This is a genomic window from Novosphingobium album (ex Hu et al. 2023), from assembly GCF_022832385.1.
In the GTDB taxonomy this organism is placed as follows: domain Bacteria; phylum Pseudomonadota; class Alphaproteobacteria; order Sphingomonadales; family Sphingomonadaceae; genus Novosphingobium; species Novosphingobium album.
On sequence record NZ_JALHLE010000013.1, the window covers coordinates 88,860 to 109,906 of the forward strand.

Annotated in this window: 22 protein-coding genes; 11 read left to right on the forward strand and 11 right to left on the reverse strand. The window is 63.8% G+C overall.

What is annotated here, in order from left to right:
• Nucleotides 1-5 precede the first annotated feature (5 nt).
• The 4 genes from MTR64_RS10445 to MTR64_RS10460 are packed head-to-tail and all read right to left on the reverse strand — an operon-like array spanning nt 6 to nt 4,805.
• Nucleotides 6-2,759 (reverse strand): xanthine dehydrogenase family protein molybdopterin-binding subunit, encoded by a 2,754-nt coding sequence (locus tag MTR64_RS10445; RefSeq protein ID WP_243993529.1) that lies wholly within the window; start codon nt 2,757-2,759, stop codon nt 6-8.
• On the reverse strand, nt 2,756-3,229 hold the full coding sequence (locus MTR64_RS10450) for a (2Fe-2S)-binding protein (protein ID WP_243993530.1): 474 nt from the start codon (nt 3,227-3,229) through the stop codon (nt 2,756-2,758). Before MTR64_RS10450 ends, MTR64_RS10445 begins: the two co-directional genes overlap by 4 nt.
• Nucleotides 3,226-4,095, reverse strand: coding sequence for an FAD binding domain-containing protein (locus MTR64_RS21475; protein WP_243993532.1), 870 nt, complete (start codon nt 4,093-4,095; stop codon nt 3,226-3,228). Before MTR64_RS21475 ends, MTR64_RS10450 begins: the two co-directional genes overlap by 4 nt.
• A complete protein-coding gene (locus tag MTR64_RS10460) occupies nt 4,092-4,805 on the reverse strand; it encodes a CoxG family protein (protein WP_243993534.1) in 714 nt (237 codons plus the stop codon). Before MTR64_RS10460 ends, MTR64_RS21475 begins: the two co-directional genes overlap by 4 nt.
• A gap of 258 nt (nt 4,806-5,063) precedes the next feature.
• Here MTR64_RS10460 and MTR64_RS10465 point away from each other — a divergent pair, with 258 nt between their 5' ends.
• Nucleotides 5,064-5,975 carry an SMP-30/gluconolactonase/LRE family protein gene (locus tag MTR64_RS10465; protein ID WP_243993536.1) on the forward strand — a complete coding sequence of 304 codons (912 nt, stop codon included), beginning with the start codon at nt 5,064-5,066 and terminating at the stop codon, nt 5,973-5,975.
• Between the two features lie 110 nt (nt 5,976-6,085).
• Nucleotides 6,086-6,901: an SDR family oxidoreductase gene (locus tag MTR64_RS10470; RefSeq protein ID WP_243993538.1), complete on the forward strand. Its 816-nt coding sequence runs from the start codon at nt 6,086-6,088 to the stop codon at nt 6,899-6,901.
• Nucleotides 6,902-6,945: 44 nt separating this feature from the next.
• Here the strand turns inward: MTR64_RS10470 and MTR64_RS10475 are convergent, their stop codons facing one another.
• Nucleotides 6,946-7,317 carry an EthD domain-containing protein gene (locus tag MTR64_RS10475; RefSeq protein WP_243993540.1) on the reverse strand — a complete coding sequence of 124 codons (372 nt, stop codon included), beginning with the start codon at nt 7,315-7,317 and terminating at the stop codon, nt 6,946-6,948.
• A 148-nt stretch (nt 7,318-7,465) separates the two neighbouring features.
• Between MTR64_RS10475 and MTR64_RS10480 the strand changes: the two genes are divergently transcribed.
• The 3 genes from MTR64_RS10480 (at nt 7,466) to MTR64_RS10490 (ending at nt 9,521) form a co-directional block, all read left to right on the forward strand.
• Complete coding sequence (locus tag MTR64_RS10480; RefSeq protein ID WP_243993542.1) at nt 7,466-7,867, forward strand: hypothetical protein; 402 nt, start codon at nt 7,466-7,468, stop codon at nt 7,865-7,867.
• A 165-nt stretch (nt 7,868-8,032) separates the two neighbouring features.
• Nucleotides 8,033-8,785: a hypothetical protein gene (locus MTR64_RS10485; RefSeq protein WP_243993544.1), complete on the forward strand. Its 753-nt coding sequence runs from the start codon at nt 8,033-8,035 to the stop codon at nt 8,783-8,785.
• A 391-nt stretch (nt 8,786-9,176) separates the two neighbouring features.
• The gene (locus MTR64_RS10490) at nt 9,177-9,521 is read left to right on the forward strand and encodes a hypothetical protein (RefSeq protein WP_243993633.1); all 345 of its coding nucleotides are present in this window, start codon (nt 9,177-9,179) and stop codon (nt 9,519-9,521) included.
• Nucleotides 9,522-9,570: 49 nt separating this feature from the next.
• Here the strand turns inward: MTR64_RS10490 and MTR64_RS10495 are convergent, their stop codons facing one another.
• Nucleotides 9,571-11,259: a flotillin family protein gene (locus MTR64_RS10495; protein ID WP_243993635.1), complete on the reverse strand. Its 1,689-nt coding sequence runs from the start codon at nt 11,257-11,259 to the stop codon at nt 9,571-9,573.
• 638 nt (nt 11,260-11,897) lie between these two features.
• On the opposite strand from MTR64_RS10495, the gene MTR64_RS10500 reads away from it, so the two are divergent.
• Nucleotides 11,898-12,302 (forward strand): diacylglycerol kinase family protein, encoded by a 405-nt coding sequence (locus tag MTR64_RS10500; protein ID WP_243993546.1) that lies wholly within the window; start codon nt 11,898-11,900, stop codon nt 12,300-12,302.
• A gap of 76 nt (nt 12,303-12,378) precedes the next feature.
• On the opposite strand, the gene MTR64_RS10505 is transcribed toward MTR64_RS10500, so the two are convergent.
• The 4 genes from MTR64_RS10505 to MTR64_RS10520 are packed head-to-tail and all read right to left on the reverse strand — an operon-like array spanning nt 12,379 to nt 15,279.
• On the reverse strand, nt 12,379-12,663 hold the full coding sequence (locus MTR64_RS10505) for a hypothetical protein (RefSeq protein ID WP_243993548.1): 285 nt from the start codon (nt 12,661-12,663) through the stop codon (nt 12,379-12,381).
• A 50-nt stretch (nt 12,664-12,713) separates the two neighbouring features.
• On the reverse strand, nt 12,714-13,358 hold the full coding sequence (locus tag MTR64_RS10510; RefSeq protein WP_243993550.1) for a YqiJ family protein: 645 nt from the start codon (nt 13,356-13,358) through the stop codon (nt 12,714-12,716).
• Nucleotides 13,351-14,061: a hypothetical protein gene (locus MTR64_RS10515; RefSeq protein WP_243993552.1), complete on the reverse strand. Its 711-nt coding sequence runs from the start codon at nt 14,059-14,061 to the stop codon at nt 13,351-13,353. The genes MTR64_RS10510 and MTR64_RS10515 overlap by 8 nt, the downstream gene beginning before the upstream one ends.
• Before the next feature lie 3 nt (nt 14,062-14,064).
• The gene (locus MTR64_RS10520) at nt 14,065-15,279 is read right to left on the reverse strand and encodes a toxic anion resistance protein (RefSeq protein ID WP_243993554.1); all 1,215 of its coding nucleotides are present in this window, start codon (nt 15,277-15,279) and stop codon (nt 14,065-14,067) included.
• Between the two features lie 256 nt (nt 15,280-15,535).
• On the opposite strand from MTR64_RS10520, the gene MTR64_RS10525 reads away from it, so the two are divergent.
• The gene (locus MTR64_RS10525) at nt 15,536-15,982 is read left to right on the forward strand and encodes a cupin domain-containing protein (RefSeq protein WP_243993555.1); all 447 of its coding nucleotides are present in this window, start codon (nt 15,536-15,538) and stop codon (nt 15,980-15,982) included.
• 16 nt (nt 15,983-15,998) lie between these two features.
• On the opposite strand, the gene fdhD is transcribed toward MTR64_RS10525, so the two are convergent.
• Nucleotides 15,999-16,778, reverse strand: a complete 780-nt coding sequence (gene fdhD, locus MTR64_RS10530) for a formate dehydrogenase accessory sulfurtransferase FdhD (RefSeq protein WP_419144935.1) — start codon at nt 16,776-16,778, stop codon at nt 15,999-16,001.
• A 476-nt stretch (nt 16,779-17,254) separates the two neighbouring features.
• Here fdhD and accD point away from each other — a divergent pair, with 476 nt between their 5' ends.
• From accD to MTR64_RS10550, 4 genes are read left to right on the forward strand one after another with little or no spacing between them, the layout of a single operon-like run.
• Nucleotides 17,255-18,103 carry an acetyl-CoA carboxylase, carboxyltransferase subunit beta gene (gene accD, locus MTR64_RS10535; protein ID WP_243993557.1) on the forward strand — a complete coding sequence of 283 codons (849 nt, stop codon included), beginning with the start codon at nt 17,255-17,257 and terminating at the stop codon, nt 18,101-18,103.
• Nucleotides 18,100-18,561, forward strand: a complete 462-nt coding sequence (gene accB / locus MTR64_RS10540; RefSeq protein ID WP_243993560.1) for an acetyl-CoA carboxylase biotin carboxyl carrier protein — start codon at nt 18,100-18,102, stop codon at nt 18,559-18,561. The genes accD and accB overlap by 4 nt, the downstream gene beginning before the upstream one ends.
• Nucleotides 18,562-18,575: 14 nt before the next feature.
• Entirely contained in the window at nt 18,576-19,925 is a 1,350-nt protein-coding gene (gene accC / locus MTR64_RS10545) for an acetyl-CoA carboxylase biotin carboxylase subunit (RefSeq protein ID WP_243993562.1), read from the forward strand.
• Nucleotides 19,922-20,869 (forward strand): acetyl-CoA carboxylase carboxyltransferase subunit alpha, encoded by a 948-nt coding sequence (locus MTR64_RS10550; protein ID WP_243993564.1) that lies wholly within the window; start codon nt 19,922-19,924, stop codon nt 20,867-20,869. The genes accC and MTR64_RS10550 overlap by 4 nt, the downstream gene beginning before the upstream one ends.
• The last annotated feature ends 178 nt before the right edge of the window (nt 20,870-21,047 follow it).

A 21,047-nucleotide genomic window follows, 5' to 3' on the forward strand; every position in this document is an offset into this window, starting at 1 on the left:
CGCCCCTAAGCCCGCACCGCCGTGACCTTGGCCGTGCCGAACATGCCCATCTTGCACTTGCCGGTGATCGTGTCGCCCTCAAGCTGGATGTCGTACTTGAGGGTGATTTTCATCGGCTTGTCGACCTTCACCTCGAACTTGATCCGGCCGCCCTCGATCGTGCCGCCGGAGAAGTCCTGCTGGCCTTCAGGGGCGGAGAGATAGCCGGACAGCGAAGTGCCCTGCGTTTCGAAGTGCGCAACGAAGGTCTGGCCCCCCATCGGTGCCTTGAGCGTCATGTCCCAATCGCCATCAATGCTCGCGGAGGCCGCAGGCGCCGGAACAGGCGCTGCCGTCTCGGCTACGGGGGCCTCCGGCACGGCAGGGGCCGAAACAGGCGCGGCTGCCGGAACCGGGGCCGCATGGGCCGAATGACCCGAAACATCGCGCTGCTCGATCACGTCGAGAATGCGCGACGGGGTCAGCGGCAGCGTTACTTCGCCCTTTTTGCCGCCCAGTTCGCCGAACGGAGAGAGAGCATCGGCAATCGCGTTGACCAGCGTCGGCGGGCCGATGATCGCCCCGCCCTCGCCCACACCACGCATGCCGCCAATGGTCTGCGACGGGGTGTTTGCGTGCAGATATTCGAAATCCGGCACGTCGAAGATCGTCGGCATCAGGTAGTCTTTGAACGTCGCCGCCAGCGGATTGCCGCGTGCGTCGTAAGGCATCTCTTCGAGCAGGACCTGCCCGATCGCCTGCGCCAGGCCGCCCGCGATCTGGCCCTCTACCACACCGGGATTGATCACGGTGCCGCAGTCCTCGGAACTGATCCAGCGCAGGATCTTCACGAAGCCTGTCTCGGCATCGACCTCGACCACGCAGCAGTGCGCCGCGCTGGTCATCGTCATCGGCGGCGGCTGGTAGCGGAACTGCGCTTCGAGGCCGGTCGCCATGCCCTCGGGCAGGCGCCCCGGCTCGCCATAGGCGATCTCGGCCAGTTCCTTGAGCGAGCGCGACATTTCCGGCGCGCCCTCGACATGGACCATGCCGCCATCAATGGTGACGGCATCCACGCTGGCATTCGAAAGGTGCGCGGCGACAGCCCTGACCTTGTCCGCCAGCAGCTCGGTCGCCTTCCACGTCGCACCGCCCGCGATCACGCCCTGACGGCTGCCCGCCGCGCCGGGGCTGAACGCGCCGATGGCGCTGTCACCCTCGAACACCGAAATGTCCTCGTAGGCGACGCCCAGCCGGTCGGCGATGACCTGCGCCATCGTCGTGGCCGTGCCGTGGCCCTGCGAATGGGTGGAAAGCATGGCGACCACCTTGCCGGTCGGCTCGATCCGCACATGCACGGTCTCGCCGGTCATCGGCTGCATCGAGCCCGCCGAGCCGGTCGGCTCGATATAGGTGGTGATGCCCATGCCGAGATAGCGCCCTTCCTTGCGCGCCTCGGCCTGTTCCTTGCGGAACGCGGCGACATCGACATTGGCCACCAGCTTTTCGAGGCATTCGCCCGGAGTGATGTCGGTCACCTCGATGCCCATGCCGGACGTTACCGGCTGATCGGGCAGGTAGATGAGGTTCTTGCGGCGCAGCTCGATGGGATCGATGCCTAGCTTGCGGGCGGCCTTGTCGAGCGTGGTTTCCCGGATCAGCGATTCCATCGCCCACGGCCCGCGATAGCCGCCCAGCCCCATGGTATTGGTGTACCAGCCACGCGTGACAAAGCCGTAGGCGGGCAGCTTGTGGGCCGGCCACATGAACATGTGCACGGCGATATTGGCATCCTCGCCCATCGGCCAGGCGCCGTTGTTGCAGGCATAGTCCGACCAGGCAGCAAGCAGCTTGCCTTCATCGTCAAGGCCGATGGTGAGCGTGACTTCCTGCTCACGCGCATGGCTGGAAGCCGTCAGCGCCTCATAGCGGTCCTCGATCCACTTGAGCGGGCGGCCGAACAGCCGCGCAGCGACGACCACCGCCACTTCCTCTCGCCAGGGGATGTTCTTGAGGCCGAAGCCGCCGCCCACGTCCTTGGCGATGACGCGGATCGATTCCTGCGGCAGACCCAGCACCAGCGCCAGATAGCGCGCGGCAAGGTGCGGGCTCTGGCAGCCCATCCACACCGTCATCTCGCCCGAGCCATCGGGCGAGGCGACACAGGCGCGGCATTCCATCGGCGACTGCGCGATCCGCTGGTGGCGGATCGTGTGGGTGACCACATGCGGCGCCTTGTCGAGCAAGGGCTGGATGGCCTCTTCCAGCATATCCTCATCGCCCATTTCGGCGGCGATATTGTCGTCCTTGTCCGGGTGGACGAGCGGGCCGGTCTTCGCGTCGGCTATGGTGACGAGAGGGGTTTCCTCCTCGATCTCCATCTCGACCAGCGCGGCGGCATCTTCCGCCATGGCGCGGGTCTCGGCGATGACCATGCAGACCGGATCGCCGACGCAGGCCACGCGCCCGTCCGCCAGCAGCGACACCGGGCTTTCGATGGGCGTGAAGAAGAAGCTCATCATCTGCACGGGGATCGCGGCGAGATCGGCCTGGGTGTAGATCGCCTGCACGCCGGGCATCTCGCGCGCGACCTCCAGATTGATCGAGACGATCCGCCCGCGCGCGACGGGGCTGCGGACATAGGCGATGTGCATCATGCCCGGCAGCTGGATATCGTCGGTGAACTGGCCACGACCGGTCAGCAGGCGGCTGTCTTCCTTGCGCGGGGTGCGCTCGCCGACATAGCGGGTGGCCCCGACACTGCTCGCGTGGAAGTTCATGCGTTTTCTCCCGCAAGCTGGCGAATTGCGCGGCGGATGCCCTGATAGCCTGTACAGCGGCAGATATGGCCGGACATCGCCGCCTCCATCTCGCCGGTGGTGGCCGAGGGATTATCCTGCAGCACAGTGGCCAGCGTGATCGCCACGCCGGGGGTGCAGAACCCGCATTGCAGCCCGAAATTGTCCTGCAGCGCCTGCTGCACGCGGTGGAAGGTGCCGTCGGGAGCGGCCAGCCCTTCGACGGTCGTTACCTCGCAGCCGTCTGCCTGCACTGCCAGCATCAGGCAAGACCGCATGGCAACGCCATCGACGCGCACGGTGCAGGCGCCGCAAACGCCGTGTTCGCAGGCAAGGTGGGTGCCGGTATAGCCCAGCTCTTCACGCAGGAATTCGCCCAGGCCGGTGCGAGCCTCGACCGTGGCGGCGTGGCGGTGACCATTGACGGTCAGTTCAATCTTGTGCTCGCTCATGCGGCGCTCCTGATGTCGAGGGTCTCGCGCAGGGTGCGGGCGAAGATGCGCTTGCCGACGGTACGGCGGTATTCGGCGCTGGCATGGTGATCGTCGAACGGCGCGGTATCGGCCACGGCGAGCGCCGCCACGGCATCGGCGTCGATTTCCGTCAGCGCCTTGCCCAGCAATGCGTCTTCCGCCTGCCGTGCGCGGATGGGTGTTGGCCCCATGCCGAACCACGCGATCCCGGCGCGCGACACCTTGCCGCCATCAAGCGCCAGCGCGCCGACCATGCCGACAAGCGCAAAGTCTCCGGGACGCTGCGCCACTTCGCGGAACAGCACCACGTGGCCGTCCGGCCAGTCGGGATACGTGATCCCGGTCACCAGTTCATCGGGCTCCAGAGCCGTCATGTAGGGGCCGAGGTAGAATTCCTCCGCCTTGACGCTGCGGGTGCCGCTGACCGAAGCGATTTCGATCGTAGCCCCCAGCGCCACGGCCGTCGCGGGCATTTCCGCCGCCGGTTCGCCAAGCGCAACCGAGCCGCCCACCGTGCCCCGGTTGCGGGTCTGGTAGTGCCCAACATGGCCCAGCGCAGCAACGAATGCCGGGAGGTGCCGCGCCAGCGTCTCATCGCGCAGCGCATCGGCCTGCCGCGTCGCCGGACCAACCCGTGTTCCGCCGTCCACCCGCGACACGCCCTTGAGATCAGCGATCCCATTGATGTCGACGAGGATGAAGGGTTGGCTCATGCGCAAATTGAGCAGCGGCATCAGCGTCTGCCCGCCCGCGATCACTGTAGCGCCGCCGCCTGCTTCGGACAGGATCGCGCAGGCCTCGGCAATGCTCGACGGGCGCGCATAGTCGAAAGGTGCGGGCTTCACTTGCGGCCTCCCCGGCGTCCCGCCTCAAAGGCTGCCGCCGCCGTTACCACCAGCAGCACCGCGACCAGCAGCAGCCCGGCACCGCGCACATGCATCTGGCCTAGCGAAAAGCCCGCGATCAAGGCGAGCACGAGAGCGACCACCCAGCCCCACAGCGACGCGGGTGCGGACGAAACCGCCACCGGCGCTGCATGAACCGCAGCAGGTGCCACCTGCCCCGCAACCGGAGCACCTGCGGCCGGGACAGCGGCAGCTGAAGCCGCACCGCCGCCGCTCACCACTTCGCCGAACTTCGCGAAGAACTTGCCCGCAAGGTTTTTCGCGGTCGCATCAATGATCGGCCCGCCCAGCTGCGCCATGCGTCCGCCCACTTCGGCCTCCACCTCATAGGAGACCAGTGTCCCGCCGCCCGGTGCGTCCGACAGGCGCACTTTCGCGCCGCCCTTGGCCGAACCGGCGATGCCGCCATTGCCCGAACCGGTGATCGTATAGCCGTTCGGCGCATCGATATCGGAAAGCTGCACGTTGCCTTTGAAACGCGCGCCGATCGGTCCGATCTTCACTTCGGCAACAGCCACGAAGCGGTCCGGACCATCGCGGTCGAGGCTCTGGCAACCCGGAATGCACTGGGCGAGGACAGCCGGATCGTTCAGCGCCTCCCACACCTTCTGGCGCGGCGCGGCAATCTGCTGCTCGCCGGTCATCTGCATTCGTGCTCTCCCCAAAATTCCATCACCATACGCCGGGTTGAATCCCGCAAGCGCAATCGCGCGGATAGAACGCCGAGACGCGTCCCGATGCAACCCCTATGAGAGACGATAGATCATATTTTTCTTTAAGACGCAGTCATCGCTGCAGCGTTGGTCATCGCCGGCGCCGGCAACCGCACCTTGACCGTCGCCCCGTCAGCCAACACCCTCAAGGACGGCACCGGACAGATCGCAACAGGCCGGGCCGGGAGAGAGAGAATGACCGACCTGTCCGCCCAGTTGTCCGCCATGCAGTTCGAAAAGCTCGCCACGGGCATCTATCTGGAAGGCCTCGCGGTCGATCACGAACGCGACGTGATCTGGTACAGCGACGTCGTGGGCGGCGGCATTCACGGGGTGAAGCCCGATGGAACGCCCGTGGGCGTGCTCGATCCCGAACGCATGTGGACCGGCGGCATCCTGATCAACAGCGACGGGGCCGTGCTCTCGAGCGGCCAGGGCGGCGTGCGCTGGAACAACCCGCAGACCGGCGCCTCAGGCTGGCTGATCGAGGAAATCGGCGGCGAGCCGGTCAACGGCATCAACGAGATGTGGCCTGACGGGACTGGCGGCATGTTCTTCGGCACGATCGACATGGAAAACATCATCGCCGCGCGCGACACGCGCCCCACAGCGCTTTACCGCCTGACGCGCGAGCGCGAAGTGATCCCGCTTGCCGAAGGGCTTCGCTTCACCAACGGCATCGCCTGCAATCCCGCGCGCGGCGAATTCTATTGCTCGGAAACCTTCGGCAAGGGCCTGATCTGGGACATGGCGCCGGACCTCACCCTCAGCAACAAGCGCATGCTGCTCGACCGGGACGACTGCGACGGGCTGGCACTCGATGTCGATGACAACATCTGGATCCCCGGCGTCTATTCCCCGAACATCATCCGCCGGGTGACGCCGGCAGGCCAGGAACTGGACCCCATCCCCACCCCGCCCGGCGCGACCACGCAGGTCCGCTTCGGCGGCAAGGACGGACGCGACATCTACATCGTGCTGGTGCCCGAGGATGCGGGGGACTGCCTCAAGAACGGCCGTCCGCTTTCGGGCACATCGGCGCTGTGGCGCGGGCGGTCGCCGGTGGCGGGGGTGAAGGTGCCACCGGCCGATTTCGCTCTCATCTGAAAGTACCAGGGCGCCACAGCGATGTTCGCCGGACCGGCACTGGCTGCCATCGTCCTCTGGCGTTACCAAAGGGCCGAAATCGAAAGTTGCGGTCATAGATTGGAGAGGTCATGAACAAAGTCCCCGGAACGGTCGTCATCACCGGCGCCGCAGGCGGCATGGGCAATCCCGCAGCGATTCGATTTGCCGCAAAGGGCCGCTCGCTGCTGCTTTGCGATCTGCGTGCTGAGCCCGTCGAGGCGCTCGCCCGCGTGCTGCGCGGCACCGGCGCCGAGATCAAGACGCTGGCTGGCGACATCGCTGCGCCCGGCTTTCCGGAGCAGATCCTCGAAGTGCTCGGCGATGCACCGATCGCCGGACTGATCCACACCGCAGGCCTTTCGCCGACGATGGCGGACGGCCCGCGCATCTTCGACGTCAACTACTACGCCACCGAGCGTCTCGCGGCTGGTCTGCTTCCGCGCTTTTCCGAGGGCGGCTGCGCGGTGCTGATCTCCTCTGTCTCGGGCTACATGCTCGCCGATCCCGCCATGCTCGGCGCGATCCGCACGTTCGTTGCCACCGGCGACCGCACCGGCATCGAGCAGTTCATGGCCGATCCCGGCATGGCCTATGCCGTCTCGAAGCGCGCAGTGATGCACCTCGTCGAGCGCGAGGCGACCGCCTTTGGCGCGCGCGGGGTGCGCATCGCGTCGATCGCGCCGGGCTTCATCGACACCTCCATGGGCAAGGCCGAAGCAGAATCGAACGCCCAGATGCGCGCGATGATCGGCATGGTGCCCCAGCGGCGTATGGGCCACGGCGACGAGATCGCTTCTGTCGCCGAGTTCCTGCTGTCTCCTGCGGCCTCCTACATCAGCGGCTGCGACATCCGGGTCGACGGCGGCATCGTCGGCCTGCTGGGCATGCGCAGCGCCGGGCAGTAGCCCGGATTACCTCAAGCGGAAGGACGAGGGCCTGCGCTGGCAGATCAGGCATTCGACAAAACGGACTCGCACTCCACCACCGTGGCAATGCGGAAGGCCGACCGGTCGAAGAGGTTCTTCTCGTCCTCTATGATCTCTTCCGGCATCAGGCTGGTGGTGATGTAGGCGAGCGTGCCGCGATAGACCTTCTCGTCCTCGAACCACAGCTCGGTAATCACATCCGGTGCATCGGTGAATTCGCCCGTCTCGGGATGCGGCTGCGGGTCGATGTAGCGCCGGATGTAGCGCGATACGCCGCTCGAATACTTCTCCGCCAGCGGGGCGTGTTTCGTCTCGTAATAGTCGCGGAACTGCTCGATCGAAATGTCCGGCCGACGCTTCATGAACAGCAGAATCTTGTAAGTTTCACCTGGCATTGCAGCTCGCTCTCCCGGCCCTTGGTGGCCCTTTCGGCGAACCTATCACAGCTCCGTCTCCCGTGCCCGCCGCCGTGGCGATCAGAATCGCGGCGATTCCGGATGTTCTTTGGCAAGCCCCGTCGCCCGGACGCTGTTAGAAAAACGCATGGCACATCTTGGCGCAGTCTCTGCTGCCGTTCTCCGAGGAGGTACCATGTTCAATTCGTCGATCCGCTCGAATAAACCCTGCATTCCTCAGGGAACAGGCGAAATCATGGACATGCTTGGCTCGATGATTCTGTCCTCGCCGACCTTCAAGGACAAAACAGGCTATTTCCCCCAACGGGATATCAACACCCAATTCTTCGCCCTGAATGAAGGCCTGAAGACCATCCGCAAGAAGGTGGGCGAGGAGAACTATCAAAAGCTCGTAGAACTGTCCGCCCGGATGCGCGCGCATTTCGAGGCCGACCCCGAGGACAAGACCGAGGACGGCATCAAGGGCCGCGACTGCATCATGGACATGGAGGACATCATCCGGGCCAGCAATCGCCGCAAGCGGAGCTGATCTCCCGCCACCGGCCTCAGGTCCTCGGCATTACCTGCTCTGCATATACTGCGGAACGCCCCCCTTTTTTGGATCAGCGCCCTCAAAAAGAACCATTTTGGTTACATCGCTTGAATTGTAGGATTTGTTCCCTCAATGTTCTCATTGAGCAGCAAGGGACAAGTCATGCCCAATCACGCGACCACAGCTGAACGCCAGTCCACCGAATGCCTTGCGTTCGAGCATTATCTCAGGACGGGAAGACGGCTTTCACCTCGATTCTTCCAGTCCGGAACAGAGCTCAAATTCAATCCCTATCATGATCCCCGGAACGGCCGCTTCACGTTCGCCCCGGGAGGCGCTCACGCACCCGGCTATGCCGTAAATTCCCGCCAGCGCAATTTGCATACGAAACGGCCAAAGGTTTCAGCGCTTTCCGTGACGGAGGGGACAGCAAGCTCATCCGCTACTGTTGAATCTCGAACAGCCAATCAGACAACCAATGCCGTCTATAGGCCCGATCAAGCGCCTGCAGCCATTCAACCTTCCCAGTACCGTCCCAATCCTCGTGCGCGCATGAGCGGCAATGGCGGCCCTCCCCTGAACGATCCGATGACGCTCGAACGCGTCTTCCCCGGATTGCCTGAGGCCCCGGGCGGATCGATCGTAGCAATCGCCGACAACATTCTGGATATCTCTGGACCGGCCAGCAGGTTAACTAGTGCTTTGACTGAAGAGCACATCAACGTTCTGGTTCAACAGATCAGGAGCATTGATCCCAACTATCGACTGGACACACTCGGTTTCCCAAGGACGCTCGAAGGACAAGCCAACTTGATACGCCAGCTTCGCATTGACCGCGCGGCGACCTTTTTTAGGGAGAAACTCGACCTCTACAAGTGGAAGTCTTGCGCTACCTTCAAGAACGAACTGACATAGCCTATGAGGAGGGTATCAACACATTCAACAGTGGTCGCTTGAAAGTTCGTCTGTCGCGGGAGGAAGCAATCGGGAACTTTGTTGATCGCACTGTAAGACGTGAACTCAAGATTTTGTACAATAGAATGGGGATAGCGACGTCACGAGAAGGACCGGTGCGGATCATTGGAAGAGAATATGCTAGTACCGCCACAGACCGTACGTATCGTATACCGGATGCTAGGGTCGGAAATGTTGCCTTTGACGTTTCGCTCACCAGGAAGACGGTCCGCACGTCTCAAGTGCAAGGGTTCTTCAATAGTGACTGGAAACCCAGCACAGTCATCATTGTTCGGCCAAGTCAGCTTGGAACAGACAGTACTTACGCTATTGCTCAACCAGGGCATTGATCATGCAGAAACCTTATACTTCTTACATCCCTCAGAACATTAGCGAATTGATGGACCTACTGGGCTGGATGGTGCTCAAATCCCCCAAATTCGAAGACGATAGCGGCTACTTCCCGGGGCAAAACATCGACACCGAATTTTTCGCGCTCAACGAAGGCCTGAAAGCCATCCGCAAGAAGGTGGGCGAGGAGAACTATCAAAAGCTCGTCGAACTGTCCGATCGCATGCGCGCGCATTTCGAGGCCGATCCGGAGGACAAGACCGAGGACGGCATTAAGGGCCGCGATTGCATTATGGACATGGAAGAGATCATCAGGGCCAGCAATCGCCGCAAACCGAAAGCATAAGTGGGTTCGAAAAAGCCCGAGAGATCTTGTCTCCCGGGCTTTTCCTTGCTCAGTTCATCGTCTTGGGACGATAGACTTCGGCATCATTGCCGGCGTCTGCGAGCGCTGCCGGAACTTCCGGCTCCACCGCACCCCGGACCATGGTGGCCAGCGACGCACCGTCGAGGCCGAGTTCCTTCATCAGCCCGTCGATCACCGGCGCCTGCGCGCGGTAGGCGAGCGCGGCACTGACCGCGTCGTTGGCCAGGTTGCCCGAGCCTCCGATCGGAGCCCCCGTGCCGCCCGAACCGCCACCCTTCTGGGTAAGGCCATCGACCTGCACGATCTTGATCGAGTCGATCGCTTCCATCGGACGCACGCTCTCGCGCACGACTTCCGGCAGGACCTTCAGGAGCGCCATCTTCATCTGCAGCGACACCTGATCCGAAGACAGGATATTCGCGGCTTCGTTGATGGCACGCTGGCCGGCGGCCTCCACTTCGAAGCGGACACGGGCGGCTTCGGCCCGTAGCTTCTCGGCTTCGGCCTCACCCTCGGCTTCGAGCCTTGCGGCTTCGGCACGGTTGGACGCGGCTTCCTTTTCGGCCTCGGCTTTCACCTTGACCGAGATCGCCTGACGCTCGGCCTCCTTGGCCGCCTCGATCAGTTCGATCCTCTTGAGACGCTCGGCGACTTCGGTCTCGCGGCTGGTCGTAACCTGCTCCTCGGCGGCAACCGCCTTGGCGCGGGCTTCGTCGGCCTGGGACTTGGCCTGGCTTTCCTCGCGGCTCTTATTCTGGATCGCGATCTGCTGCTCCTGACGGGCGAGTTCGACTGCCTGCTGCTGCGCGATCCTGGCTTCCTGGATGGTCCGGTCCGCCTCGATCTGCTTGGAGTCCACCTGCTGCTTCGCAACAATGCGGGCTTCATCCGCCTCACGGCCGCGCGCCGCCTGCTCGCGGGCGACTTCCGCCGCCTGCTCGGCCCGGCGCATCTCGACTTCCCGCTCCTGTTCCAGACGCGCGAACTCGTTCTCACGCTGGATCTGCAGCGACTGCCGGTCGGCTTCGAGGTTCTTGGTCTCGATCTGCACGCGCGTGTCCTGCTCGATGTCGTTGCGCGCTTTCTTGCGCAGCTCGATCTGCTCGGTCAGCTTGGTGAGACCTTCGGCGTCGAACGCGTTGTTCGCGTTAAAGTGCTCGATCGAAGTCTGGTCGAGGCCGGTCAGCGAGACCGATTCCAGTTCCAGACCGTTCATCGCAAGGTCCGAGGAGGAAACCTGCTGGACTTTCTGCACGAAGTCCGCGCGCTGCTCATGAAGCTGGTTCATCGACATGCCCGCCGCGACCGAGCGCAGCGCATCGACGAACTTGCCTTCAACCAGATCCTTGAGCGCCTCCGGGTGCATCGTGCGTGCGCCGAGCGTCTGCGCGGCCATGGCAATGGCCCCGGCATCGGGACGGACGCGCACGTAGAACTCGGCCTTCACGTCGATCCGCAACCGGTCGAGCGTGATCAGCGCGTCGCTGTTCTTGCGTTCCACGGCAAGGCGCACGGTGTTCATGTTGACCGGCATCGTCTCGTGGAAGACCGGCAGCACCATCGCACCGCCGTTCATCACGACCTTTTCCCCGCCGATGCCCGTGCGCACGAACGCGATTTCCTTGCTCGCACGCCGGTAGAGCCGCGCCAGCATCACGCCGAACACGATCATAGCGAACACGATAGCGAATGCGGCCACCGCAATGATGCCCAACATGCTGTCGAATAGGCCGCTGAAAAGGCCGTCCATTTTCACTTCTCCTTCAAGGGAATGCTGCGGACGGCACAATGCCCCGCTTTCGATTTCATCCCAACGCAACTGCGCGCACGCAATTGCGCTCGAATGACTTCAAACTGCCTTTCCGGAAGGCGCGTAAGGACAGACCGGTTTCAATCGAAATCCGGCACCACTGCCAAAACAGTCCAATTCATGCGGACGGAATTTATGTCACGGCAAGACAGGAACGCTTGCCAGGTCACAAATCAGAATGGCGGCCTGCACGAACACGGTTCGATACTGGCACTCATCTTCCACTTCTCCGAACCAAGATGCCGCGGACGGCACTGCGCCCCGCTCTCGATTTCATCTTGTCTTGAGGCCGTATAGCGAAAGGCGAATGCCGGTCATAGCGAATCCGGATTATTGCGAGTCGATTGCATTTAAGGATTTCAGAAATTTAACCGCCGTTTCCACAGCTTACCACTGCCGTGCGTCCTTCACCTTGAGCCGGAAATTCCCAAAAAGCCGCATGGACATATTCAGCACTATATTGTCGAATGCCAACATTCAGCGCGGTGGCTTTGCCTCCAGATATCCCGCAACTCCTGCCCTTCCCCAACCGCTCAGGAACATTCATGCTGACGCCTCCCGAAGAACCTGCGCCACACCATCGCTTCAGCATCTTCGCGCGCCTGAAGAGCTTCACTTACGCTGGCCGGGGATTGCGCGCGCTCGTGCAGGATGAGCACAACGCGTGGCTGCACCTTGCCGCATCGCTCATGGCCTTGGCGGCAGGTTTTCTATTGCAGATTTCCATTGCCGGCTGGCGCTGGCTGGTGCTTGCCATAGCCATCGTCTGGCTGGCCGAAGCGTTCAACACCGCGATCGAAGAAGCCTGCGACTACATCAACCCGGAATTCGACAGGGCCATCGGCCGCATAAAGGACCTGGCCGCCGGAGGCGTGCTGATCGCTTCTATCGCTGCGGCTTTGATCGGCCTGCTGACGCTTGCTCCACCACTGCTTGCGCGCATCCTCTAGGTCTGCCGCAACGGACCGCAGATCTGCTGTCCCGGATCAATCGCACCAAGAGCCATTTCCGCCGCGGGTAGGGCCCTCAATCCTGCTCCGCCCCTGTTTCAGACGGAATGGCTGCGGCAGGCTCGTCCGGCACCCGCCTAACGCGCCCAACCACAATCTCGTCGATTTCCAGACGGCGAATGCGCGCACGCCTTATCGAGAGCCGTCCGATCGCCAGAGCACCCACCGCGACCGCGCCAAAGGCGAGTGCTCCCACCGCGAACGCCCCTACGGCGAGCGCGCCAAGTGCACCGGCACCTTTCGCCGAAGCACCGGTCGCGATGGCGCCTTGCTTCTTCGTATTGAATGCGAGCTTCTTCATAACCCAGCCTTTCCCCGATTCCGGCCAGAAGAGACGTTACCGCGCGCCTGCTAATCCAGCCTCGGCAGATAGTGATCCCCGCGCGCAATGGCCTTGAACAGGTCGCCCTCGCTCCGCACGAGCAGGACCTTCTCGTTCTGGACAAAACGCTGGTCCGCATTGTCGGGTTCCAGCATCACATAGTGCGTCTGACCGAAATGGTCGGTAACTTTCGCCCGCGCCGGATTGCCCGGCGTCGCGGTGCCTATCACCACTTCCGCCTCGCGGCCCACGAGCGCGGCCACGTTGATCGCGGTCGTCTCGTCCTTGGGCAGGATGCTGCCCAGGGGGCGGGATACCGCGCCCGTTGCCGGTAGCGCCACCAGCGCCGCTCCCGCGCTCACCAGCCAGGCGGACCAGGGTGCGCCGGTCAGGGCTTCTAGGAAATGCTGACCGGCCAGCCCTACAACGCCGAAGACCGAGAGCAGGATCATCAGCCACATCATGAACGGGATGCGGCCCACACCGAACAGCGAAAGCAACCCGGCATCGACGGCCAGATCGTGATCGACATCGACATGAACATCCACATCCGCGTCAAGGTCGGCCCCGAGCAGGTCGCTGATGCCCACCAGCTGCAGCACGGCCAGCAGCAGCACCACTCCCAGCGCCACCGAGAACGGCAGGCTCGTGGGCTCGGTCAGCAGCTCAATCACGGTCCACATACTTGGTTTCAAGGAACCGATTGCGCGTCGCCAGCGCGTCGATGTCGCCCTTCGACAGGTCGAGGCTCATCGCCTCGATCTCATCGGAAATGACGGCAAGGCCATCGACCAGCTGTTCAGACGGGCTAGTGCCGCCCACCCCGGGCTTGCTGCGCAGCGCGGCCGGGATGCGGGTGTAGCTGTCGACCAGCCCGGGCAGGTGTTCCGAGAGCAGCTTGCGCACTTCGCGCGCGGCGGGACCGTTTTCCTCCATCGCGGCAAGTTGCGGGGCGATCTGCTCGAGGCGCACGCCGATCATGTCGATGGCATCGATCGCGGCATTGGGCAGCGCGCGGCGCTTGCCCTCCAGCCACAGTTCGGCCGAACCCGCCAGTTCAGGCAGGCTGGCGCTGTTGAGGTCATCGGCATGCGTGCGCGGGGCCGCCGGGTAAATCGACAGCACCACGAACAGCGCGATGCCCAGCAGGATGGCGCTCATCGATACGCCGAACGACAACCCGCCCAGCGCCAGCGCCGCGACCAGCGTGGCGATCCAGATGCCCGACAGCGCGAGGAACGCGCGGCGGATACGGCGCAGGCGAAAGCGCCAGCGCTCCTTGCGGGCGTTGTAGAGCCGGGCTGCGCGCTGGCGGCGGGCGGCGCGGATGATCTCCTGCGATACGCCGCGCGATTGGGAGGCGGGCACTTGTGCCATCGCTTACTGGTCTACCGCCTCCAGCAGAGAAGGCGCTGCCTTGCCATCCGCTGCGATGCCCTCGGCCTGCCCCTGCGCGCGGGCGATGTAGGCCTTGGACTTGTCGATCTCGCCTTCGAGCGAGGTGACCGTCTGCTTCATCGAGTCGAGCGCCTTGAGCTTGAAGGTGTCGATCGAATCCATCGTATCGTAGATGTTCTGGAATGCACGGCTCAGCGTTTCGAGCGGGATCGTCGAAGTAGCCGCCTGCTCGTGGATGCGCGCGGTGTTGTCCTTGAGCATCTGGCCGGTGCCATCGATGATGTTGGCCGTCGTGGTGTTGAGCGCGGTGATCTGGTCGAGCACCAGCTTCTGGTTCGCCATCGCCTGCGCCACCGTGACGGCCGTGCGCAACGCGCCCACCGTCGTGGTGGAGGCGCGGTCGACGCCCTTGATCAGCTCGACATTGTTCTTCTTCACCAGATCGAGCGCAAGGTAGCCCTGCACCGTCACCGCCATCTGCGTCAACAGATCCTGCGTGCGCTGGCGCACGTAGAACAGCGCGCTCTCGCGTACGGCCTTGGCCTTGGCGGGATCGGTGTGATCGAGATCGTTCGCCTTGTCTTCCAGCGCGGTATCGAGCGCCTTGGACATGAACACCATCTGTTCGAGCTTGCCCATGGCCGCCCACAGGTTCTGCCGCTCCACGTCGATCGCGGCGTTGTCCATCAGCAGCTCGTCCTTGCCGTTCTGCAGGCGGGTGAGGATGGCGCTGATGTGGCCCTGCGCGCTCTGATAGCTGTCGAAGTAATTGCGGAGCTTGGAGCCCATCGGGATGATCCCGAACAGCTTGCGCTTGGAAAGCAGGTCACCCTTGGTCGAGGGATCGAGGTCTTCCACCGTGCGGCGCAGTTCGGCCAGATCGGCGCCCACGCCCGCGTCCTTGTCCATCGCGCGGATCGGGCGGTCGAGAAAACGGTTGGACTGGCCCGCCGCCTCGGAAATCTCCTTGCGGCCCATGTTGGTGATCTGGTCGACACGGCGGCCGAATTCGGGCGAGCTGGAATCCTGCGAAACGAGATCATCGACGAATTCGCCGACGCGTATCTGCAGCTTGCTCTTCTGCTCGTCGCCCACCGGCACCAGCCCGGCGGCACGCTCGGGCTGCACCACCGGCACGGGATCGGGCGGGGTCAGCTTCAGCTCACCCGCGATATCCTGGTCGGTCATTACGGCCATGTTGGGAAATCCTTGTCTTTCAAACCCCGGAATGGGTGGAAATCTAAGGGCGCCGCCCCGCGACTACAAGCAAAACCGGGCCTGCATGGCCGCGCCACTCGACGAACGGCAAATGGGGATCGATATTGGTTGCAAACCGGGGTTTCCCGCCGGCTTTGCCAAATATGGCGAACAGACCGCTTCCCTCAGCGCCGCTTCATTGGATAAGCTAAGCCGGAACATAATAATGGATCTTCCAACCCGAGGGAGCACAGGCATGAGAAGGATCGCGGCAACCGGAATACTAGCCCTGATGACCGCGCAACCCGCCAGCGCTCAGGAAGGCGGTATGGAAGGCACGCCATCACCGGCCGTGATCGATCAAAGCAACGCCGAGCACTATGTCTGGGGCGGGGTCAACGATGGCTGGCACCTTCTGAAGCGCCGCGATCTCAGCATCATTCGTGAGCGGATGGTACCGGGCGGCGCGGAAGTGCCTCACCGCCACGCGAAATCGCGCCAATTCTTCCAGGTCCTTGCAGGCGAGCTTTCGATACGGACGGAAACGGGCATGCTGACGATCAAGGCGGGCCAAGGTGCCGAGATCGCACCCGGCCTGCTGCATCAGGCGATCAACGGCACGAACGAGCCCGCGGAATTTCTCGTCGTGTCGATGCCCCCGAGCCACGGCGACCGGATCGAAGGATCGTTCCCGACACCTTGAGAGAACAACCGCGCGTTCAGCACAGCAACAGCATCGAATCGTCGCGTGCCACTACGGCCAGCGAAAGGCCCGCCGCCTTCGCACGGCGCGCTGCTAGGTCAGTGGGTGCAGAGATCGTCACCAGCAGCGGGCACCCCGCACGCACGGTCTTTTCGACCAGTTCGTAGGAACAGCGCGAGGTCATCACGATGAAGCCTTCGGACGCGGCGATCCCCTGCCGCGCCATCGCGCCCACCAGCTTGTCGAGCGCGTTGTGGCGGCCGACGTCCTCGCGCACCAGCAGCAGTTCACCGTCCTCGCGGACGAAGGCCGCTGCGTGGGTCGCGCGGGTGAGTCGACCGAGCGGCAGGCGTTTGGCGAAGGCATCGAGCGCGCGGCGGATGGCCTCGGGCTTGGCCGCGCTGCGGCGGGACAGCGCAGGGAGCGGGCGCAGCGCGGCTTCCACCCCCTCGATCCCGCAGATGCCGCAGGAACTGTCACCCACCCGGCGCCGCGCCCGTTCGAGGATCGGGCCGAGGCGGTCGGCGGGAAGGTTGACGCGCGCGACATGGCCGGTGCCCCATTCGCCATTCTCCACCGTGTGCAGCGCGACTTCGCCCACCTCGCCCGGCGCAGCCAGTCCCTCGGCCATGAGGAAGCCGGTTACGAAGTCCTCCAGATCGATCGGGCTCGCCATCATCACGGCATAAGCAATGCCGTTGGTTTCGATCGCGACGGGAGCCTCCACGGGCACGTCCATTTCGCGCGGCGCGTCCGCCGGTTCGCGGTAGGCGCTTCGCCGGACCTGTACCTGCACGGCGCCCGCTGCTGCTTCCCGAAATTCCAGTTCCCTGCTCCTGCCTCAACCCGGCGGCGATCCGGGCCCGCTCTCATAGCGCGTGGTCACGGCAAGGTCATCCAGGCACCCGAACGCCTCTTCCCTTTGACCTTCAGGGCAGAAATTTTCGCTAGCCACACCAAAACCGGTGACATCTCATTTGTATCCGAACAGCATCCAAATTTGAGTTATTCATACAAATTCGTCTGAATATGCATACAACATGTAAATTCGCATCGTACCTGCGGTACGCCCCGGCGATGCCCTGCCCCCCCACTTGCCCACAGACGAAGCCAATTTGGCTTGCGGCGGCGGAGCGGTTTCCCCTAAACGCGCCCCTCATTCCGGCGTTTCGCACCAGAATAAAGGGGCAAGCAGGTCGTCACCCGGAATGGCTCGAGGCTCGGCTTAGGCGCCCGTCTCCTATCCTGTTCAACAAGATCGGTACGCACCAAATGAGTTGGCTCAGCAAGGTTCGCAATTCGCTTTCCAGTCTGGCGAAACGCGACACCCCCGACAATCTCTGGATGAAATGCCCGAGCTGCGGCGAGATGCTGTTCGCGAAGGATTTCGAAGCCAACCTGTCTGTCTGCCCGCATTGCCAGCACCACGGCCGCATCGCCACGCAGGCCCGTTTCGACCTGCTGCTCGATGCCGGTTATGTGGTCCTGCCGACGCCGAAGGTGCCCGAGAACCCGCTCGGCTTCCGCGACACCAAGAAATACCCCGACCGCCTCAAGGCCGCCCGCGCCGCCAACCCCTTCCCCGACGCGCTCACCAATGCGTGCGGCACGGTCGATGGCCGCAAGGCAGTGCTCGGCGTGCAGGACTTCAGGTTCATGGGCGGCTCGATGGGCATGGCCGTGGGCGAAGCCTTCGTCGCTGGCGTTGAACGCGCAATCGCCGAAAACTGCGCTTACGTGATCTGCACCGCGGCGGGCGGCGCCCGCATGCAGGAGGGCATCCTCTCGCTGATGCAAATGCCCAAGACCACCGTGGCCACCCGGAGCCTTGCCGCCGCTGGCCTTCCCTACATCGTGATCCTGACCGATCCCACCACCGGCGGCGTCACCGCGAGCTATGCCATGCTCGGTGACGTGCAGATCGCCGAACCGGGCGCGCTCATCGGCTTTGCCGGCCAGCGCGTGATCCAGGACACCATCCGTGAAAAACTCCCCGACGGCTTCCAGCGCGCCGAATACCTCCATGCCCACGGCATGGTGGACATGGTGGTCCACCGCAAGGACCTGAAGACCACGCTGGCAACGCTGCTCGAGTATCTTGAACGAAAGGACGTCGCGTGAATATCGATAGCGCTCTGGTTCGTGAGCTGGCCGAACTGCTGGCCGAAACCGGCCTCTCGGAAATCGAAGTGGAGGACGGCGACCGCAAGATCCGCGTCAGCCGCCAGCTGATCCAGCAGATGACCGCAGCCATGGCGCCTGCCATGCCGATGGCGGCACCTGCCGCTCCGGCTGCCGTGCCCGCCGCTGCGCCTGCAGCCGAAGCCGCCCCTGCGGCTGCTCCGGTCGATGCCGTGAAGTCGCCGATGGTCGGCACCGTCTATCTTGCTCCCGAGCCGGGCGCTGCGGACTTCATCTCGGTCGGCAAGACAGTGAAGGCGGGCGACGTACTGCTGATCGTGGAGGCCATGAAGGTGATGAACCAGATCACCGCACCCAAATCGGGCACCATCACCGCCATTCTCGTCGAGAACCAGCAGCCGGTCGAATTCGACCAGCCGCTCGTGGTGATCGGCTGAGAGCGGGGCGCCTTATGGCCATCAAACGCCTCCTGATTGCCAACCGCGGCGAAATCGCACTGCGTATCCATCGCGCCGCGCGCGAGATGGGCATCGAGACGGTCGCGGTGCACTCAACCGCCGATGCCGACGCCATGCACGTCCGGCTGGCCGACCATGCCGTCTGCATTGGCCCGCCGGCTGCCGCGAACAGCTATCTCAACATAGCCGCGATCATCTCGGCCGCCGAGATCACCCATGCCGACGCGATCCACCCCGGCTACGGATTCCTTTCGGAAAACGCCCGCTTCGCCGAGATCGTCGAGGCGCATGACATCGCATGGGTCGGCCCCAAGCCCGAGCACATTCGCACCATGGGCGACAAGGTCGAGGCCAAGCGCACCGCCGGTGCCCTCGGCCTGCCGCTGGTCCCGGGCTCGGACGGCGCCATCGAGGACTTCGACGAGGCGCGCGCGATGGCCGAAAAGATCGGCTACCCGGTGATCATCAAGGCCGCTTCGGGCGGCGGCGGGCGCGGCATGAAGGTCGTGAATTCGGCCGACGAGCTGGAAAGCCAGATGGGGCAGGCCCGCTCGGAAGCGAAAGCCGCTTTCGGCGATGCCACCGTCTACATGGAAAAGTACCTCGGCAATCCGCGGCACATCGAATTCCAGGTCTTCGGTGACGGCAACGGCCATGCCGTCCATCTGGGCGAACGCGACTGCTCGCTGCAGCGCCGCCACCAGAAGGTGCTGGAGGAAGCGCCCTCCCCGGTCATCACGCCCGAAGAGCGCGAACGCATGGGCGGGATCGTCGCCAAAGCCATGGCCGACATGGGCTATCGCGGCGCCGGCACGATCGAGTTCCTGTGGGAAAACGGCGAGTTCTACTTCATCGAGATGAACACCCGCCTGCAGGTGGAACATCCGGTCACCGAAGCGATCACCGGCGTCGATCTGGTGCGCGAACAGATCCGCATCGCCGCGGGCGAGCCGCTCTCGTTCACGCAGGATGAACTGGAGTTCAAGGGCCACGCCATCGAGTGCCGCATCAATGCGGAAGACCCGTGGACCTTCACGCCCTCGCCGGGCGAAGTGAAGGGCTATCACGCCGCAGGCGGCCTGAACGTGCGCGTCGATTCCGGGCTCTACGCCGGTTACCGCATTCCGCCCTACTACGATTCCATGATCGGCAAGCTGATCGTCTCGGGCCGCACGCGCGAAGGCGCAATCATGCGCCTCAAGCGCGCACTTGAGGAGATGGTCATCGAGGGCGTCAAGACCTCGATCCCGCTGCATCAGGCGCTGCTGGAGGACCCCGAGTTCAACAGCGGCGACTACACGATCAAGTGGCTCGAAGAGTGGCTGGCGAAGAGGTCCGTATGATTTCGTTCCTGGACTTCGAAAAGCCGGTCGCCGAGCTGGAAATGCGGATCGCCGAACTGCGCGCGACCGCCGACGGCAGCGACCTCGACATCGAAGCGGAAATCCGGAAGCTGGAGAAGAAAAGTGCGGCCCTCCTCGCCAGCACTTACGGCAAGCTCTCGCCCTGGCAGAAGACGCAGGTCGCGCGCCATCCGCAGCGTCCGCATTTCGTCGACTACATCCGGCTGTCCTTCACCGATTTCGTGCCTCTGGGTGGCGACCGCCTCTATGGCGAGGACGCCGCGATCATCGGCGGGCTGGCGAAGCTCGATGGCCGCAAGGTCATGGTGATCGGTCACGAAAAGGGCCACGACACCGCCAGCCGCATCAAGCACAACTTCGGCATGGCCAAGCCCGAAGGCTACCGCAAGGCGATCCGCCTGATGGAAATGGCCAGCAAGTTCGGCCTGCCGGTCGTCACGCTGGTGGACACGGCAGGCGCCTTCCCCGGCGTCGAGGCGGAAGAACGCGGTCAGGCCGAGGCCATCGCCCGCTCGACCGAGGCCTGCCTTGCTCTTGCGGTGCCGATGGTCGCAGCGATCGTCGGCGAAGGCGGTTCGGGCGGCGCGGTCGCCATTGCCAGCGCCAACAAGGTGCTGATGCTGGAACATGCCGTCTATTCGGTGATCTCACCCGAGGGCGCATCCTCGATCCTGTGGCGCACGCCGGACAAGGCCGCCGATGCCGCCACGGCCATGAAGGTGACCGCGCAGGACCTGCTGGACCTGAACGTGATCGACGGGATCGTGCCCGAGCCCACCGGCGGCGCTCATCGCGATCCGGCCCGGACCGCGCGCGCCCTTGCCGATGCACTGGGTCGGGAACTCGCAGCGCTGGAGACCTTGGACCCGGCCGGGCTCCTGAGCCAGCGCGAGGACAGGTTCCTGGCCATCGGGTCGCTTTGACAGCCTGCAGGAAACGGTTTCCGACCGAAAAATCGCACAGCGTCAGCAAAGGGCGCGCGAATTTTTCGGGCACCATGTCCGGTTAATGGCAATGGACGCTGGAGCCTCCAACCGGTAGTCAAAAAGCCCGGCAAGACCCTTGCAGCGGCAAGGGCAGGCAGGTCACCGCAACGCGGGC

What these genes read in the sequence shown, in the direction of transcription:
- MTR64_RS10445 (WP_243993529.1), bottom strand. Translation starts at nt 2,759, where the DNA reads ATGAACTTCCACGCGAGCAGTGTCGGGGCCACCCGCTATGTCGGCGAG.
- MTR64_RS10450 (WP_243993530.1), bottom strand. Translation starts at nt 3,229, where the DNA reads ATGAGCGAGCACAAGATTGAACTGACCGTCAATGGTCACCGCCACGCC.
- MTR64_RS10460 (WP_243993534.1), bottom strand. Translation starts at nt 4,805, where the DNA reads ATGCAGATGACCGGCGAGCAGCAGATTGCCGCGCCGCGCCAGAAGGTG.
- MTR64_RS10465 (WP_243993536.1), top strand. Translation starts at nt 5,064, where the DNA reads ATGACCGACCTGTCCGCCCAGTTGTCCGCCATGCAGTTCGAAAAGCTC.
- MTR64_RS10470 (WP_243993538.1), top strand. Translation starts at nt 6,086, where the DNA reads ATGAACAAAGTCCCCGGAACGGTCGTCATCACCGGCGCCGCAGGCGGC.
- MTR64_RS10475 (WP_243993540.1), bottom strand. Translation starts at nt 7,317, where the DNA reads ATGCCAGGTGAAACTTACAAGATTCTGCTGTTCATGAAGCGTCGGCCG.
- MTR64_RS10480 (WP_243993542.1), top strand. Translation starts at nt 7,466, where the DNA reads ATGGCACATCTTGGCGCAGTCTCTGCTGCCGTTCTCCGAGGAGGTACC.
- MTR64_RS10485 (WP_243993544.1), top strand. Translation starts at nt 8,033, where the DNA reads ATGCCCAATCACGCGACCACAGCTGAACGCCAGTCCACCGAATGCCTT.
- MTR64_RS10490 (WP_243993633.1), top strand. Translation starts at nt 9,177, where the DNA reads ATGCAGAAACCTTATACTTCTTACATCCCTCAGAACATTAGCGAATTG.
- MTR64_RS10495 (WP_243993635.1), bottom strand. Translation starts at nt 11,259, where the DNA reads ATGTTGGGCATCATTGCGGTGGCCGCATTCGCTATCGTGTTCGCTATG.
- MTR64_RS10500 (WP_243993546.1), top strand. Translation starts at nt 11,898, where the DNA reads ATGCTGACGCCTCCCGAAGAACCTGCGCCACACCATCGCTTCAGCATC.
- MTR64_RS10505 (WP_243993548.1), bottom strand. Translation starts at nt 12,663, where the DNA reads ATGAAGAAGCTCGCATTCAATACGAAGAAGCAAGGCGCCATCGCGACC.
- MTR64_RS10515 (WP_243993552.1), bottom strand. Translation starts at nt 14,061, where the DNA reads ATGGCACAAGTGCCCGCCTCCCAATCGCGCGGCGTATCGCAGGAGATC.
- MTR64_RS10520 (WP_243993554.1), bottom strand. Translation starts at nt 15,279, where the DNA reads ATGGCCGTAATGACCGACCAGGATATCGCGGGTGAGCTGAAGCTGACC.
- MTR64_RS10525 (WP_243993555.1), top strand. Translation starts at nt 15,536, where the DNA reads ATGAGAAGGATCGCGGCAACCGGAATACTAGCCCTGATGACCGCGCAA.
- accD (WP_243993557.1), top strand. Translation starts at nt 17,255, where the DNA reads ATGAGTTGGCTCAGCAAGGTTCGCAATTCGCTTTCCAGTCTGGCGAAA.
- accC (WP_243993562.1), top strand. Translation starts at nt 18,576, where the DNA reads ATGGCCATCAAACGCCTCCTGATTGCCAACCGCGGCGAAATCGCACTG.
- MTR64_RS10550 (WP_243993564.1), top strand. Translation starts at nt 19,922, where the DNA reads ATGATTTCGTTCCTGGACTTCGAAAAGCCGGTCGCCGAGCTGGAAATG.